At 75.8% G+C, this 16,094-nt stretch carries 12 protein-coding genes and 1 pseudogene; 3 read left to right on the forward strand and 10 right to left on the reverse strand.

The window, feature by feature from the left end:
* Positions 1-29: 29 nt before the first annotated feature.
* The 3 genes from GA0070214_RS20995 to recN form a co-directional block, all read right to left on the reverse strand.
* Positions 30-971, reverse strand: coding sequence for a copper transporter (locus GA0070214_RS20995; protein WP_091266545.1), 942 nt, complete (start codon positions 969-971; stop codon positions 30-32).
* Between the two features lie 27 nt (positions 972-998).
* Positions 999-2,177: a putative cytokinetic ring protein SteA gene (steA, locus tag GA0070214_RS21000; RefSeq protein WP_091266548.1), complete on the reverse strand. Its 1,179-nt coding sequence runs from the start codon at positions 2,175-2,177 to the stop codon at positions 999-1,001.
* Between the two features lie 118 nt (positions 2,178-2,295).
* Positions 2,296-4,053: a DNA repair protein RecN gene (recN, locus tag GA0070214_RS21005; RefSeq protein WP_091266551.1), complete on the reverse strand. Its 1,758-nt coding sequence runs from the start codon at positions 4,051-4,053 to the stop codon at positions 2,296-2,298.
* A gap of 79 nt (positions 4,054-4,132) precedes the next feature.
* Here recN and GA0070214_RS21010 point away from each other — a divergent pair, with 79 nt between their 5' ends.
* Positions 4,133-5,119 (forward strand): helix-turn-helix domain-containing protein, encoded by a 987-nt coding sequence (locus GA0070214_RS21010; RefSeq protein WP_091266554.1) that lies wholly within the window; start codon positions 4,133-4,135, stop codon positions 5,117-5,119.
* Positions 5,120-5,301: 182 nt separating this feature from the next.
* Here GA0070214_RS21010 and GA0070214_RS21015 read toward each other — a convergent pair whose 3' ends face one another.
* The 5 genes from GA0070214_RS21015 to GA0070214_RS21035 form a co-directional block, all read right to left on the reverse strand.
* Positions 5,302-9,030: a S8 family serine peptidase gene (locus GA0070214_RS21015; RefSeq protein WP_091266557.1), complete on the reverse strand. Its 3,729-nt coding sequence runs from the start codon at positions 9,028-9,030 to the stop codon at positions 5,302-5,304.
* Between the two features lie 704 nt (positions 9,031-9,734).
* Positions 9,735-10,619, reverse strand: coding sequence for an NAD kinase (locus GA0070214_RS21020; protein WP_091266560.1), 885 nt, complete (start codon positions 10,617-10,619; stop codon positions 9,735-9,737).
* Entirely contained in the window at positions 10,616-11,470 is an 855-nt protein-coding gene (locus GA0070214_RS21025; RefSeq protein ID WP_091266563.1) for a TlyA family RNA methyltransferase, read from the reverse strand. Before GA0070214_RS21025 ends, GA0070214_RS21020 begins: the two co-directional genes overlap by 4 nt.
* 23 nt (positions 11,471-11,493) lie before the next feature.
* On the reverse strand, positions 11,494-11,739 hold the full coding sequence (locus GA0070214_RS21030) for a hypothetical protein (RefSeq protein ID WP_091266566.1): 246 nt from the start codon (positions 11,737-11,739) through the stop codon (positions 11,494-11,496).
* The gene (locus GA0070214_RS21035) at positions 11,736-12,446 is read right to left on the reverse strand and encodes a phasin family protein (protein WP_091266569.1); all 711 of its coding nucleotides are present in this window, start codon (positions 12,444-12,446) and stop codon (positions 11,736-11,738) included. The genes GA0070214_RS21030 and GA0070214_RS21035 overlap by 4 nt, the downstream gene beginning before the upstream one ends.
* A gap of 111 nt (positions 12,447-12,557) precedes the next feature.
* Here GA0070214_RS21035 and GA0070214_RS21040 point away from each other — a divergent pair, with 111 nt between their 5' ends.
* Positions 12,558-12,893 (forward strand): SCP2 sterol-binding domain-containing protein, encoded by a 336-nt coding sequence (locus GA0070214_RS21040; protein WP_091266573.1) that lies wholly within the window; start codon positions 12,558-12,560, stop codon positions 12,891-12,893.
* A 9-nt stretch (positions 12,894-12,902) separates the two neighbouring features.
* Here the strand turns inward: GA0070214_RS21040 and GA0070214_RS21045 are convergent, their stop codons facing one another.
* Positions 12,903-13,898, reverse strand: a complete 996-nt coding sequence (locus GA0070214_RS21045) for an HAD-IIA family hydrolase (protein ID WP_244167793.1) — start codon at positions 13,896-13,898, stop codon at positions 12,903-12,905.
* Between the two features lie 314 nt (positions 13,899-14,212).
* Positions 14,213-15,052 (reverse strand): annotated as a pseudogene (locus GA0070214_RS32935) (hypothetical protein); the annotation flags it as partial.
* Between GA0070214_RS32935 and GA0070214_RS32135 the strand changes: the two are divergent.
* Positions 14,999-16,094: hypothetical protein (locus tag GA0070214_RS32135; RefSeq protein ID WP_208602841.1), on the forward strand; the 1,096-nt coding region annotated here is incomplete at its 3' end. The pseudogene GA0070214_RS32935 and the gene GA0070214_RS32135 sit on opposite strands and share 54 nt — an antisense overlap.

Below are 16,094 nucleotides of genomic sequence, written 5' to 3' on the forward strand. Positions count from 1 at the left end.
GATGTTCAGCGCGACGCGGCGGGGACCGGTCACTGGGGCAGTTTAGGCAGCAGGCCGCCGGCGTTGTCGCCGACGCCGTACTGGCCGGCCTTCTTCTCGGTCAGCTGCTGCACCAGGGCGAGGCTGGTGACCAGCTGCCCCTGGACGGTGTTGGCGTTGTCGACGGTCGAGATGGTCTGGGACAGCACCGGGTCGCCCCGGACCGCGGAGACCACGTTGCCGCCGGTCGAGCCCATGCCGCCGACCACGATCGCGCCGGTGCGGTCGAACTGCTCGGCGACCTTCACCACCGAGGCGTCCTTCTCCGCCGAGAACTTGTCGACGTAGGGCTGGCCGGTGACCACCACGACCGCCTCGGCGGCGCCGCCGATCTTGTCCTCCGGGGTGAGGTAGCCGGCCGTGGCGTACTGCTGCACGACCGCCCGGCGGTCCGCGTCGCTCACCGGCGGGCTGCCCTGCGGCCGGTCCAGCAGCACGCTGGCCAGCAGGGCGCTGGAGGTCTCCACGCCGTGCCCGTTGCCCGGCAGGCCGGCGGTGGGCACGCTGTTCGGGCGTGCGGCGGTGACGGCCAGCTCCAGCAGGTTGTTGTTGCTGTCCGGATTGAGGAACTTGTCCTGGACGTCGATGCGGGCCGTGACGTTGGCCCCGGCGAGCTGGAGCATCTTCACCACACCCTCGGTGTGGTCGCGCCCGCTGGGCAGGCTGAGCACCAGCACGCGCCGGCCGTTCAGCTTGCCGGGGAGGATGACCTGCGCCATCTCGGCGGCGAAGTCCTCCTCCATGTCCAGTTCCTTCTGGAGGCTGTTGACCGACTGGCGCATCAGCGAGTTGTCCTTGCTGAGCCCGTTGACCCGCTCCTTGAGCGAATCGGCCACCGGACCGTTGAGGGCGGCCGTGCCGACCACCAGGCCGATGGCCAGGGCCAGGAAGACCGCGGTCAGGGACACGACGTGGTAGCGGAAGTTGATCACGCTTGCAGCCTCTTGATCGTCGGGGAGCTAGAAGATCTGGCCGAGCTGGAACACGAAATTGTCCCACCACTCCGACACCACGCCCAAATACGCCTTCCCGACTGTGGAGACCGCCACCGCGGAGGCCATCGCGGCCACCGCCGAGAGGATGAGCAGCAGCAACGAGGAACCGGAGATGCTCTGCCGGTAGAGCCGGCTCACGCCCTTGGCGTCGACCAGCTTGCCGCCCACCTTCAGACGGGTCAGGAAGGTCGAGGCCATGCCGCCCCGGCCCTTGTCGAGGAACTCCACCAGGGTGGCGTGGGTGCCGACGGCCACCAGCAGCGAGGCGCCCTTCTCGTCGGCCAGCAGCATGGCCAGGTCCTCGCTGGTGGCCGCGGCCGGGAACGTGATCGCCGGCACGCCGAGGCCCTCGACCCGGGGCAGGCCGGGCGCCCGGCCGTCCGGGTAGGCGTGCACGATCACCTCGGCGCCGCAGCGCAGCACGTCGTCGGTGACCGAGTCCATGTCGCCGATGATCATGTCGGGGGTGTAGCCGGCCTCGACCAGCGCGTCGGCGCCGCCGTCCACGCCGATGAGCACCGGCTTGAACTCCCGGATGTAGGGACGCAGCACGTCCAGGTCGGCCTTGTAGTCGTAGCCGCGGACCACGATGAGGCAGTGCCGGCCCTGGATCTGGGTCTGGATCTCCGGCACGCCGACGCCGTCGAGCAGCAGGTCGCGCTCCTGCTTGAGGTAGTCCATGGTGTTGGCGGCGAACGCCTCCAACTGCACCGACAGGCCCTCCCGGGCGTCGGCCATCGACTTGGCCACGGTCTCCGCGTCCTGGAGGGCGCCGTGCGCGACCGGCTCCTCGCCGACGAACACCGTGTTGCCCTCGATGCGTACCACGTCGCCCTCGCGGATCTGCTCGAAGACGCTCTCGCCGAGGTCGTCCAGGAGCGGGATGCCCGCCGCGATCAGCACCTCGGGGCCGAGGTTCGGGTAGCGCCCGGAGACCGACGGCTTGGCGTTGAGCACGGCGGCGACGCCGACGGCGACCAGCGAGTCGGCCGCCACCCGGTCCAGGTCGACGTGGTCGATGACCGCGATGTCACCGGGGCGGAGCCGGCCGACCAGCCGTTTCGTCCGGCGGTCGAGGCGCGCGGTGCCGAGGACTGAGCCCGGTTCCGCGGTCCGGGTCCGGCGCAACGTGGGTAGACGCATCGTGACCATCCTGGCATGTGAGGCAGGTATTGCTGTCGCGACATGCCTGAGCAGGGCCGCCTACCCAGGGAAGCACACCGGAGCGCACGCCGGTGTGCTTGCGCTCACAATCTCGGCATCACGGGCGCCTTTCCTTGGCCGCCACGGCCAGGAGTTCCTCGGCATGGGCGATACCCAGATCCGAGTCCGGCAAACCGGCGAGCATGCGCGCCAGCTCGCGGGCCCGCTCCGTGTCTTCCACCACCCGCACGCCGCTGGTGGTGACCGCTCCCCCGGTGTCCTTCGCCACCACGAGGTGCCGGTCGGCGAACGCCGCGACCTGGGGCAGGTGGGTGACCACGAGCACCTGGTGGCTGCGGGCCAGCCGGGCCAGCCGGCGGCCGATCTCCACCGCCGCCTGCCCGCCGACCCCGGCGTCGACCTCGTCGAAGACCAGCGTGGGCGGGCCGCCGGAGCCGGCGAAGACCACCTCGATGGCGAGCATCACCCGGGACAGCTCGCCGCCGGAGGCGCCCCGCTGCAACGGCAGCGCCGGCGCGCCCGGGTGGGCCAGCAGGCGCAGCTCCACCTCGTCGGCGCCGTCCGGCCCGACCCCGGCCTCGACCCCGTTGACCGGCAGGCTCGGCTCGGCCCGCCCGGCCGGCCGGGGCAGCACGGCAACCTCGATCCGGGCGTGCGGCATGGCCAGCCCGGCCAGCTCGACGGTGACCTGCTCGGCGAAGCGGACCGCGGCCTCCTGCCGGGAGGTGGAGACCCGGCCGGCCAGGTCGGCCACCTCGCCGGCGAGCCGGGCCGCCTCCTTGTCCAGCTCGTCCAGCAGCTCGTCGGAGGTGTCCAGGTCGGACAGCCGGGTGCGGGCCCGCTCGGCCCAGGCGATCACACCGTCGACGTCGTCGGCGTATTTCCGGGTGAGGCCGCGCAGCGCGGCCCGGCGCTCGTAGACGGTCTGCAGGCGGGCCGGGTCGGCGTCGAGCGCGGCCAGGTAGGCCGACAGCTCCGCGGAGACGTCGGTGACCAGGGTGGCCGCCTCCTCCAGCCGGGCGGCCAGCTCGCCCAGGGCCGGGTCGGTGCCGGTCTGCGCCTCCAGCGTGCGCCGGGCGGTGCCGAGCAGCGCGGTGGCGTCGGGGGTGTCGTCGGCCGCCTCGACGCCGCCGGCCACGCACTGCTGGGCCAGCTGGGCCGCGGTGCGCAGGCCCTCGGCGTGCTCCAGGCGCTGCGCCTCCGCCTTCAGCTCGTCGTCCTCGCCCGGCTGCGGGTCGACCCGGGTGATCTCGTCGAGGCCGAGCCGGAGCAGGTCGGCCTCCTGGTTGCGCTCGCGGGCGTTGCGCCGCCGGTCGGCCAGGTCGTCGACCACGGCCCGCCACCGGGTGTACGCCTCCCGCAGCGCGTCGAGCAGCTTCTCGTGCTCCGGGCCGGCGAACCGGTCGAGCGCGGCCCGCTGCTCGGCGGGGCGCAGCAGGCGGAGCTGGTCGGACTGGCCGTGCACGGCCACCACCTGCTCACCGACCTCGCCCAGCATCGACACCGGCATGCTGCGGCCGCCCAGGTGCGCGCGGGAGCGGCCCTCGACGGTGACGGTGCGGCTCAGCAGCAGCGAGCCGTCCTCGTCGGGCTCGCCGCCGGCGTCGGTGATCCGGGCGTGCACCGTCCCGGCCACCCGGCCGTCGAGGCGCAGCCGGCCCTCCACCACGGCGCGGCCCGGTTGGGCTCGCACCCGGCCGGCGTCGGCCCGGCCGCCGAAGAGCAGGCCGAGGCCGGTCACCACCATGGTCTTGCCCGCACCGGTCTCGCCGGTGATGACGTTCATCCCGCCCGTCAGCGGCAGCGTGGTGTCCTCGATGACGCCCAGTCCGGTGATGCGCAGCTCTTCCAGCACAGCACCCGACAGTAGACGCGTCCTCCGACACTTGACCAGCCGGCGCGGGGCCGGTGGCGGGGTCGTACAGTTCTGCCCCGTGCTGGACGTGATCGGCCTGACCCCGGACGAGGAGCGGCTCTACCGCTGCCTCGTGCAGCTCACGACGGCGACGGTCGGGGAACTGACCGACCGGTTGGGCCTCCCGCGCGCGGACCTGCTGGCCCAGCTCGAAGCCCTGCGCGGCAAGGGACTCGTGCTCCCGGCCGGGCCGGAGCCCGACGCGCCGCTGCGCCCGCTGGCGCCCGACGTCCCGCTCGGCGAGGCGCTGCTGCGCCGCCAGGAGGCGCTCGAGTCGGCCCGCGCGGCGGTCACCCAGCTCACCGAGGAGTACCGGGCCGGGATGCGCCGGCACGACGCCGGGCACCTGGTCGAGGTGGTCACCGGCGCCCGGGCGCTGCGCGAGCGCCTGCGCGACCTGCAGAACGGCGCCCGGGCCGAGGTGCTCTGGTTCTGCCGGGCGAATCCGCTGGCCATGGCCGGCCAGGAGAACGTCGAGGAGTTCGACGCGCTGGCCCGCGGGGTCCGCTACCGGGCCATCTACGAACGCGAGATGCTCCTCGAACCGGGCGCGCTCGCGGACGTCGAGCAGGGCGTACGCGCCGGCGAGCAGGCCCGGGTCCTCGACCGGCTGCCGGTCCGGCTGGCCATCGTGGACGGCCGGACGGCGGTCTGCCCGCTGGTGCCGGAGCGGGGCAGCGGTGAACCGACCGCCGCGGTCATCGGCCGCAGCCAGTTGCTGGACGCGCTGCTCGCCCTCTTCGAGAGCCACTGGCTGATGGCGACGCCGGTGAGCTCGTCCGCCGCGCCGATCGAGGACGGGGCGGGCGGGGGGTACCGGCCGGACGCCGAGGAGGTCCGGCTGCTGTCGCTCTTCGTGGCCGGGGTGCCGGACAAGTCCATCGCCTCGCAGCTCGGCGTGAGCCGCCGAACGGTGCAGCGGCGTCTCGCCGACCTGATGACCGTGGCCGGGGTCGACACCCGGCCGGGTCTGGCCTACCAGGCCGCCCGCCGCGGCTGGCTCTGACCCGCCCGGCACCCCGCCACCGGCCGCGCCGCCGCCGGCCCCGCTTCCCGAGTGCGGTGCCGGCGGCAGCGACGGCCGCGGCGCCGGCCGCGGCGCCCGCCGCCGTAGAAGGCGGGCGCCCCGGCCGGACGGGGGTTGACGCCCGCGCGGGCGAGGGGGGTCCGTCCCGCGCGGACGTCGGCTCAGCGCAGGCCGTACGCGTCGAGCACGGTCTGGTCGACGGTGTTGCCGGCCCGGTCACCGGCGTGCACCCGCAGCGACACCGTGCCGCGCCCGGCCGGCACCGTCGCGGTGAACCGCGCGCCCGAGCCCCGCACCGGCACGCTCCGCCAGGTGCGTCCGCCGTCGAACGACACCTCCACCCGCACCCCGACACCGGTCGGCGCCGGTACGCCGGCCGGCTGGCGCAGCGTCAGCCCCACCTGGTGCGGCCGGCCGCCGGGCACCTCGCCCCGCAGGTCGGCGGGGACCTGGTAGTCGACCTGCAGCAGCGACAGCGGCCGGGCCGCGTCCCCGTCCGGTCGGGCCGAGGTGAACTGCCAGGCCGTCTCGGTTCGCGTGGCCCACCGCCACTCGTCCGAGGCGCGCCGGGTGGTGACGTCCAGCCGGTACCGGGCCGCGCCCGGGGTGGTCGCCACCGGCGCCCAGCCGCCGGAGAGGTCGGCGATCTGCTGCCCGTCGCGGCTCAGCCGGCGCTCGACGGTGTCCTGCTCCTCGCCCCAGCCGGCCGCGGCGTAATGGCCGTCGGCGTCGACGAACTCGGCCACCGGCAGGTTCAGGGTGTCGCCGGTGCGCGTGGGCACCGGCACTCCGGCGCCCGCCGGCACGGCCGGCCGGACCACCGGGGCGTGCCAGGTCTCGGTGACCCGGTCGTCGGCGGCGTACCGCCGGGGCTGCTGGGTGAGCCCGCCGAGCAGCGGCCCCCAGGACCAGGTGAGCCGGTGCAGCACCCGCTGCTGCCACCAGTTGTCCCCGGCGCTGACGAACTCCTGCCGGGTGGTGCCGGTACGCACCATCCGCTGATCGTCGTTCCAGGAGTACTCCTGCCAGGGACGCCAGCCGAACCGCTGCTCGGTGGCCCAGTCGGACCCGCCGGTGTCGGCGTAGCGGGCGGTCACCTCGGCGGTGTTGTCCGCCGTCACCCGGTGCACGATCCGCTCCGGGACCCGTCCCTTCGACACCTGCCACACGTCGTACAGGTAGGGGCTGTCCACGGTCAGTGTCACGTCGAGGGTCGTACGGCCGCGCTTCGCCGCCGCGATCATCCGCTGTCCGTCGTCGTTCGCGACCACCAGCGACGGGATCGGCAACCGATCCCCGTCCGGGCGCCAGACCGTCCACGCGCTCCGGTCCGCCGGGCGGACGATGAGCACCATGGCGGCGCCGGCCGCCGTGGCGTCGGCGATCTGGTCCTCCTCGGCACGGTCGTAGCTGCCGGCCACCAGCGCGGCCGCGCCTCGGGCCCCGGCCCGGGCCAGCTCGGCGGCGGTGCCGTCGCCCGCCCAGACCAGCGGGAGCTTCCGCCGGCCCGCCGGAGCCGGCGACTGGCCCAGCAGGTTGATGTCCAACGGACCGGAGACCTTGCCGACCTGGGCGTCCACCATGGGTGCCACCAGCTGCCAGCGGGAGGCGAACTCGAACTCGCCCCGGCTCACCGGTCGCGTCGGGGTGACGTTGACCTGCTGGGTCGTGCTGAAGTTCATGACGCCGTGGTCGACCTGCCGGCCGTTGCCCAAGATCCGGTGCTCGTAGAAGCTGATCGCCGCCCGCTGCTCGGCCGGCTTCGGCGTCTCGATCCGCACCGGGGTGCCCTTGCGCGGGTCGAGGACCACCGTCAGGTCCCGGTCGACCATGAGCTCGGGGTCGGTGACCAGGGTGATCTGCTCGTCCAACGGGGCGCCGTGCTCGATCAGGCCCTCCAGCAGGTACGGACCCTCCTCGACCTGCACCTGCACGTCGCCGGGGATCCAACCGAGGTGGTCCGATTCGGGGTGCTCACCGAAGAGGGTGAACACCGGCGCAAGGCCGGGCTGCCCGGCCATGTCCAGGGCGCGCAGGGTGACGGTGTGGATCGGGCCGCTGAGGGTGAGCCCGACGGCCGTACGGACCGCGACACCGTCCGCGCCGGTGGCCACCAGCCAGCCGCCGTGCACGCCGCGGTCCAGCTTCGCCGGGTCGGCGTGCAGCGCGACGTTCACGCTGCCGCCGGCCGGGACGGTCACCTCCGTGCCGTCGAGCGAGATCCCGTCCGGCTCCGCGGCGCCGCTGTCCAGGTTGCGCAGCTCCAGGGCCAGCCGCAGGGTCTGCGGGGACGCGGTGCCGTTGGTGTACGTCACGGTCCGCTCCGCCGCCGCGCCGCCGGTGTTCACCCGGCCGAAGTCGGCGGTGGCCGAGCCGTACACCCGCTGGTTCAACGCGCGGGCCACGTCGACCCGGCCGCCGCCCTGCTCGTAGACGGTCAGCGCGGCGTTCGCCTTCGTGGTGCTGACCAGCGCGTCCTTGAGCTTCTGCGCGGTCCAGTCGGGGTGTTCCTGGGCGAGGATCGCGGCCGCCCCGGCCACGTGCGGGGTGGCCATCGAGGTGCCGGACGCCCGGGTGTACGCGTCGTCCACCGGCGTACCCATGGTCGTGCCGGAGGCGCGGGCGGCGACGATGCCGACACCCGGCGCGGTGATCTCCGGCTTGAGGCCGTTGTCGCCCAACCGCGGGCCGCGGCTGGAGAAGTCGGCCAGGTTGTCGTCACGGTCCACCGCGCCGACGGTGAGCGCGGCCGCGGCCGCGCCGGGCGACCCGACGGTGCCCGCCGCCCCCTCGTTGCCGGCGGCGATCACGAAGAGCGTGCCGGTCTCGGCGGTGAGGTCGTCGACCGCCTGGCTCATCGGGTCGGTGCCGTCGGTGGCCGGGCCGCCGAGGCTCATGCTGACCACCTTCGCACCGGAGTGGGCGGCCCACTCCATACCCGCGATGATCCCCGAGTCGTAGCCGCTGCCGCCGTCGTCGAGCACCTTGCCGATCAGCAGCCGCGCGCCCGGCGCGACGCCCTTGCGCAGCCCGTCCGAGGCCGCGCCGCTGCCGACGATGGTGGACGCCACGTGGGTGCCGTGGCCGTGCCCGTCGCGGGCGCTGCCGCCGCCGGTGAAGTCCTGCGCCTCGACGATCCGGCCGGCCAGGTCGGGGTGGGTGCCGTCGACACCGGTGTCGAGCACCGCGACCCGGACACCGGCGCCGTCCCGGCCGGCCGCCCACGCGGCCGGTGCGCCGATCTGCGGCACGCTGTGCTCGAGCGCCGGGTGCACCCGCCCGTCGAGCCAGATCCGGGCGATGCCACCACCGAGGCGGGGCGCGGCGCTTCCGCTCCGGGCCACCGGCGTGCCGCCCAGCGTGGTCCACAGCCCGCCGAGGTCGGCCTTGTCGACCCGCAGCGCGGCGCCGTTGATGCTCGGCAGCGCACGGGTCGCGGTGGCGCCGGCCAGCGCCCGGACCCGGCCGGCGGCCGGCTGCTGGTACCGCACGATCAGCGGCAGCGCGCCCTGGGCGGCGTCGCCGTAGCCCTCGGCGGCCAGCTCCTCCACGTCGAACAGGTCCGGGTCGAGCACCCCGGCGGTGAGGTACGGGACGGCGTCGCTGGGCAGCACCCGCAGCCCGCCGTCGACCTCCAGGGTGTGGAAGGTGACCCGCTCCCGGCCGGGGCCGGGATGGACCGTGGCGGCGACCCGGCCGGGCGCGGCCCGGACGAGGTCGACGCGGTCGCCGGTGATCAGGGTGATGCGGGCGGGTGTGGCGCCCGGGGTGGGCGCGGCCGGGCTCGGGCCGGTGGGCCGTGCGGCCGGGTCGGCGGACGCCGGTGCGGCGAGGCCGACCACCAGCGCCCCGACCGCGCCGGCGGCTAGCCAGCGTGGGGACCGGTGCATGCGATGCGCTCCTCTTGCTCGGGGGGCCGGCCTCGGGGGGGATTGAGGCCGGCCCACCGGAGTCTGCGGCGGAGATCATCGCTCGGTCACTAGGGGCACCGCGCCGCACCGGTGACATGTCGCCAGGTGGACACGAGGTTGCCGCGACGGGACCAGCGGATGGTCACCACGTCGCTGCCCGCGGTGGCGGACCGCGGCAGCGGGCGGTGGCCGGGGTGCCGGAACGAGTGCGTCGCCGCCCGGTCGGTGAGCCGCCGTTTCCTCCGACGGCGGCTCGCCGATCCGGCCGACCCGACCGGGGTCGAAACCCGGCCGGGCGCGGCTCGCCGTCCGCCCGCCGCGGCCGGCCGCGACTCCTCCGGCACCCCGACCGTCGTGGACCCGACCACCCCCTGGCCAGGGCCACGACCGTCGGGCCGCGTCGGCCCGGGCGCGGGCGTCACCGCCCCGCCCGGACTCCACCTCGGCGCAGCCCGGACGCCCCGATCGCCGTCGCTGAGCGACGGCGGTGCCGGCCCCGGCGGGCGCGCCCGCCGCGGGGGCGGGACCATCCGCCCCGGCCCGGTGCCGGCGAGGTACGCCGCACCCGGCGCGGCGTGCCGTCGTCGGGGGAGGCTCCTACCGTAACCCGTCCGCGGCCGGACCCGGGTACGCCGAACGGGCCGGGGCGCGGTCGGCCCGCCGGATCTTCGCTGAGTCGCCGGTCAGCGACGGCTGCCGCGCCAGCCCTGCACGGGCAGGTCGAACTTGGCCACCAGCCGGTCGGTGAACGGCCGCGCCCGGAGCCGGACGATGCGCACCGGCAGCGCGCCCCGGCGCACGGTGACCCGGGCTCCCGGCGGCAGGTCGTAGACCCGCCGGCCGTCGCAGCAGAGCACCGCGAGGGTGGTGAACGGGTCCACCGTGATGGCGAAGGTGGACGTCGGCGCGGTGACGAGGGGGCGGCTGAACAGCGCGTGCGCGCTGATCGGCACCAGCAGCAGCGCCTCCACCTCGGGCCAGACCACCGGCCCGCCGCCCGAGAACGCGTACGCCGTCGAGCCGGTGGGGGTCGCGCAGACCACGCCGTCGCAGCCGTAGCGGGACAGCGGCCGGCCGTCGACGTCGACGAGCAGCTCCAGCATCTGGGCCCGCTCGCCCTTCTCCACGCTGATCTCGTTCAACGCCCACGACTCGATGGTCGGGCCGCCCTCGAACTCGGCGGTGACGTCGAGGGTGAGCCGTTCGTCCACCGTGTAGTTGCGCCCGACCACGTCGCGCACCGCGGTGTCCAGATCGTCGATCTCGGCCTCGGCGAGGAAACCGACCTTGCCGAGGTTGATGCCGAGCAGGGGCGCCTTGGCCGGGCGGGCCAGCTCGGCGGCGCGCAGGAACGTGCCGTCCCCGCCGAGCGCGAAGACGATCTCGGCGCCCTCGGCGGCCTCCGGGCCGGTCACCGGCACCACGCCGGGCAGGTCCAGGTCGTCGGCCTCCTCGGCGACCACCCGCACCTCGAAGCCGGCCGCGATGAGGTCGGCCGCCACCGCGCGCGCGTGCTCGGTGCTGCGCCGACGCCCGGTGTGCGTCACCAGCAGAGCGGTCCGGCTCACCCGGACACCTCCTCAGTCGTGGCCTCCGGCCCGGCGGCCGGAAATCCCTGCGGGCCGGCGGCCACCACCGCGCGCACCCGGTCGGGGTCCGCGGCGGGCGCGTCCCGGCGTAACCATACGAAGAACTCGACGTTGCCGCTCGGCCCGGGCAGCGGGCTGGCGGCCACGTCGGCGAGGCCCAGCCCGAGCTGCGCGGCCGCGGCGGCAACGTCGAGCACGGCCTCGGCGCGCAACTCCGGGTCGCGGACCACCCCGCCCGCGCCGACCCGTTCCCTGCCGACCTCGAACTGCGGCTTGACCATCAGCGCCAGGTCGCCGTCGGGCCGCGTGCAGCCGGCCAGCGCGGGCAGCACCAGCCGCAGCGAGATGAACGACAGGTCGGCCACCGTCAGGTCGACCGGGCCGCCGATCGCCTCCGGCGTGAGGGTACGCACGTTGGTGCGCTCGAAGACGTGCACCCGGTCGTCGTTGCGCAGCGACCAGGCCAGCTGCCCGTAGCCGACGTCGACCGCCACCACCTCGGCGGCGTCGCCGCGCAGCAGCACGTCGGTGAAGCCGCCGGTGGAGGCGCCCGCGTCCAGGCAGCGCCGCCCCGCCACGGTCAGCCCGCCGGGGGCGAACGCGGCGAGCGCCCCGGCCAGCTTGTGACCGCCCCGGGAGACGTACTCGTCGGCGGGGTCCTCGCCGGTGACCAGCAGCGGGTCGGCCGGGTCGACCATCGCGGCGGCCTTGCGCGCCGGCACCCCGCGCAGCTGGACGCGACCGGCCTCCACCAGCGCGGCGGCCTGCTCCCGGGAGCGGGCCAGGCCGCGGCGGACGAGTTCGGCATCCAGCCGGGTACGACGTGCCATCGGTGGTGGTTCTCCGCCTCTTTTCAGGCCTGGTCGATGCTGGCCAGGGTCTCGCGCAGCGTCTCGTACGCCGCCTCGTACTGGGCGATCTGGTCCGCCGGGGAGAGCGCCTCGGCGTTGATCATCGCGTGCACGGCGGCGTCCACGGCCGGGTGCCGCACCTCACCGACCTCCTCGACCGGCGCCGGCCGTACGCCGGGGGGCGGCCCGGGCCGGGGACCGCCCGGCGGCGGCCCGGGACGCGGGCCGGGGTGGAAGGGCGCGGTCACGAGCCGGCACCGCCGCTCGGCCTGCGACCACCGGCCTTCTTGGCCGGGCGCGTCGGGGCGGCCGGCGACTCCTCGGCCGGGGTCCGCGCGACGGTGGCGGCGGGCTTGCGCGCGATGGCCTTCTTGGCCACGGCCTTCTTCGCGACCGCCTTGGTCTTCGCAGGCACGGGCGGCGCCGAGACGGGTGCCTCGGCGGTGGCCGGGGCCGACGGCTCCGCGGCCGGCGTCGGGGCCGGCCGACCGGCGCCCGGCGCAGCCCCGGCCGGCTCGTCGGCGGCCAGATCCCCGGACGGTGTCACCTCGCCGGCGCCCGCCGTCTCGGCGGCCGGGGGCGGCGCCGCCGGCGCGCGCCCGGCGCCGGCCTGCGGCGTGCCGTTGGTCTTCGGCTCGGTCTCCGCTCCGGTGGTCTTCGCCTCGCGCAGTCGCCGCTCCAGGTCGTGCACCCGGCGGGTCAGCTCGGCGACCTCGTCCGCGGTGGCCAACCCGACCGCGCCCAGGGCGCGGTCCACCTCGAAGCGGACCAGCTTGGTCAACGCCTCCCGGTTCGCCATCCCGGTGGAGACCAGCTCCTCGGCGAGCGACTGGAGCTGGGCGGCGGTCGCGCCGCCCTGGCCGACGACGCGCTTCACGGCGTCCTGGGCCTTCTTCCGGGGCGCCTCCGTCAGGCCCATGGCCAGCTCGAGGTAGGCGCGCCACGCGTCCTGCATGCCTGAGTCCTTCCGCGGGGCGGGGTGTGCAGGTGTCACGCTACCGGGCGCCCCGCGCGCCCCATTGCGGTACGGTGCCGGGAACGGCGTGGCGCGTGGTGAGGAGACGATGTGGCCAGCGTGGACGAGTGCCGGCAGGCGTTGCAGGACCTGGCCGCGCGGCTGGACCGGCACGCCGACGTGCAGGGGCGGATCGACCTCGACCGCACCCTCGCCTGCCGGATCACCGACCTGGACACGGCGTTCCACGGGCGGCTGGAGGGCGGCCGGCTGGTCGACCTGGCCGACGGCGACGACCCGAAGGCGAAGATCGCGCTGAGCACCGGCAGCGACGACCTGGTCGCCCTGGTGCACGGTCAGCTCGACATCATGAAGGCGGTGGGCGCCCGCCGGGTGTCGATCAAGGCGAACCCGTTCGACCTCATGAAGCTCCGCAAGCTGCTCTGACCGGGCCGGTCAGTCCGCGAGGCCGAGCGCGGCCAGGGCCTCCCCCGCCGCTGCCGACACCGCGCGCACCCGCGGGCCGGCCCCCGCCGACCAGGCCACACCGCACAGCGCCGCGAGGGCGTCCAGCGGGCGTCCCGCGCCGTCGAGGACGAGTTCCCCGTCGGCGGCGGTCGCCGACCAGCCACCGGCGTCCGCCGGGCCCGGCACCCGCACCACGGCCGCCGGGTCGAAGAGCCCGGCCAGGTCGAAGGAGACGTACGCGGGCCGGCGCGACTCGGGCGCGGCCAGCAGCTCGGCCACGTCGCTGACCCCGGTGAGCACCAGCAGGCTGTCCAGGCCGGCCCGGCGGGCGCCCTCGATGTCGGTGTCCAGCCGGTCGCCGACCACGAGGGTCCGCCCCGCCCCGGCCCGGTGCGCGGCGGTGGCGAACAGCGCCGGCTCCGGCTTGCCCACCACCACGTCCGGATCTCGCCCGAGCGCGGTACGCAGCACCGCCACGAGTGAGCCGTTGCCCGGCAGCGGGCCGCGCGGGCTGGGCAGGGTGCGGTCGGTGTTGGTGGCGTACCACAGCGCGCCCGCCCGGACGGCCAGCGACGCCTCCGCCAGGTCGGACCAGCCGACCTGCGGGCCGTACCCCTGGGCCACGGCGGCGGGCTCCTCATCCAGCGTCGAGACGGGGCGCAGGCCCACGGCACGCAGCTCGGCACGCAGCGCCTCCGCACCGACCACGAGCACCGGCGCGCCGGCGGGCAGCCGGTCCCGCAGCAGCTCGGCGGTGGCGGCCGCGGAGGTCAGCACCTCCTCCGGCCCGGCCGGCACACCCATGCCGGTGAGCAGGTCGGCCACCTCGCTGGAGCGGCGCGAGGCGTTGTTCGTGGCGTACGCGACCGACCGCCCCTCGGCGTGCAGTCTGCCCACCGCCTCGACCGCGCCGGGGATCGGCCGGTCGATCAGGTAGATCACCCCGTCCAGGTCGAACACGACCAGGGCGTACCCGTCGACCAGCCGGTCGCCCGCTCCGGCCCGGTCGCGCTCCCCGCGATCCGGACCGGAACCCGCGTCCCCGGCGCTCCCGGTCACCGGCGCTCCGACTCCGGCGCCTCGTCACCCTTGGCGTTCCCGCCCTGGTTGTCCGGGCCGGCGGCGTCCACGGCGGCGGCGCCGGTGTCGGCGACCAGCGAACGCGCCTCCGCGTCGGTCAGCTCGTCGTCGCCCAGGTCCGCCGCGTCCCGGTCCCGGTACCCGGCGCCCTCGCCGGCCGGCACCGCGTCGGCGCCGTCCGCGGCGACGGCGTCGGCCGTGTCGGCGTCGGCCCGCAGCCGGGCGTCACCGTCGAGGTCGTCGTCCTCGTCCTCGTCGCCCGCGTCGTCGTCCTGGTCGCCGTCGAGGTCGTCGTCGTAGCCGGCCTCGTCGTCGTCCTCGTCGTCGTCGTAGCCGGCCTCGTCGTCGTCCTCGTCGTCGTCGAGGTCGTCCTCGTCGTCGAGGTCGTCGTCGGAGTCGGCGCCGCCGGTGAGGTCGGCGTCGGGGCGGGCCGGCACGGCACCCGGGGCGCCCGGGCCGGCCGCGAACTCCTCGTCCTCATCGTCGTCGTCGCCCTCGATGACGACGCCGTCCAGCTCCAGCAGCCGCTCGGCGGCATCGGTCTCACCCTCGGCGTCCACGTCGGCGGCGCGGGAGAACCACTCCCGCGCCTCCTCGCGGCGGCCCACCGCCAGCAGCGCGTCCGCGTAGGCGTAGCGCAGCCGCGCCGCCCACGACTCGGTCAAGTCCGCGGTCAGCTCGGGGACCTGGAGCATGGCCACGGCCGCGTCCTTCTGCCCGAGGTCGCCCCGCGCCCCGCTGGCCACGATCAGCAGTTCGATGGCGACGGCCTGGTCGAGCTTCTCCCGGTCCGCCCCGCGGAACAGGTCGATGGCCCGCTCGGGGCGGCCGAGCGCCCGCTCGCAGTCGGCCAGCACGGCCAGGTGGCTCTGCAGCCCGGTCATCCGGTGGTAGGTGCGCAGCTCGGCGACGGCCGTCTGCCACTCCCCCGCGTGGTACGCGGCCAGCCCGACCGCCTCCCGCACCGCGGCGATCCGCGAGGCGAGCCGGCGGGCAGCCATGGCGTGCGCCAGCGCCTCGGCAGGGTCGTCGTCGATCAGCAGCCCGGTCGCGACCAAGTGTCGGGCGACGGTCTCCGCCACCGGCTTGGCGAGGGAGAGCAGCTCCGCCCGGACGGTCGAGTCGAGGTCGCTGGCAACGACCTCGTCCGGCAACGCCGGCGCCTCACCCGTACGCCCCTCGGCGCGCTCGTCCTGCCGCTCGCGGTACGCACCCTCCGGGCGGCGGTCGTCCCGGCCGTAGCCCCGCCGCTCCCCGTCCCGCTCGGTACGCTCACGCCCGCCGCGGAAGCCACCCTCGCGCTCCTCGCGACGGTAGCCACCGGGCCGCTCGTCACGGCGGAAGCCCTCGCGACGGTCGCCGCCGCGGAAGCCGCCCTCACGGCGGTCACCGCCGAAGCCACCCTCACGGCGGTCACCGCCGAAGCCACCCTCACGGCGGTCACCGCCGAAGCCACCTTCGCGGCGCTCACCACCGCGGAAGCCACCCTCACGGCGGTCGCCGCCGAAGCCGCCCTCACGGCGCTCGCCACCGCGGAAGCCACCTTCGCGGCGCTCACCGCCGGCGAAACCCTCGCGGCGCCCGCCGCGGTCGCCGCCACGGAAGCCACCCTCACGGGTGCCCTCGCGGCGCTCACCGCCGAAGCCCTCACGACGCTCACCCCCACGGAAGCCACCTTCGCGGCGCTCCCCGCGGAAACCGCCCTCACGGTCGCCACCCCGGAAGCCGCCCTCGCGACGGTCACCGCCGCGGAAGCCCTCGCGACGCTCGCCACCGAAGCCGCCTTCACGCCGCTCGCCACCGCGGAAGCCACCCTCGCGGCGCTCGCCGCCACGGAAGCCACCCTCGCGGTCGCCGCCACGGAAGCCGCCTTCACGCCGCTCACCGCCGCGGAAGCCGCCCTCACGGCGCTCGCCGCCGAAGCCGCCCTCGCGACGGTCACCGCCACGGAAGCCACCCTCACGGCGCTCGCCACCACGGAAGCCACCCTCACGGTCGCCACCACGGAAACCGCCCTCGCGACGGTCGCCACCGCGGTAGCCCTCACGGTCGCCGCCACGGAAACCGCCCTCACGACGGTCACCGCCGCGGAAGCCGCCC

Source organism: Micromonospora chaiyaphumensis (assembly GCF_900091435.1).
Lineage (GTDB): Bacteria > Actinomycetota > Actinomycetes > Mycobacteriales > Micromonosporaceae > Micromonospora > Micromonospora chaiyaphumensis.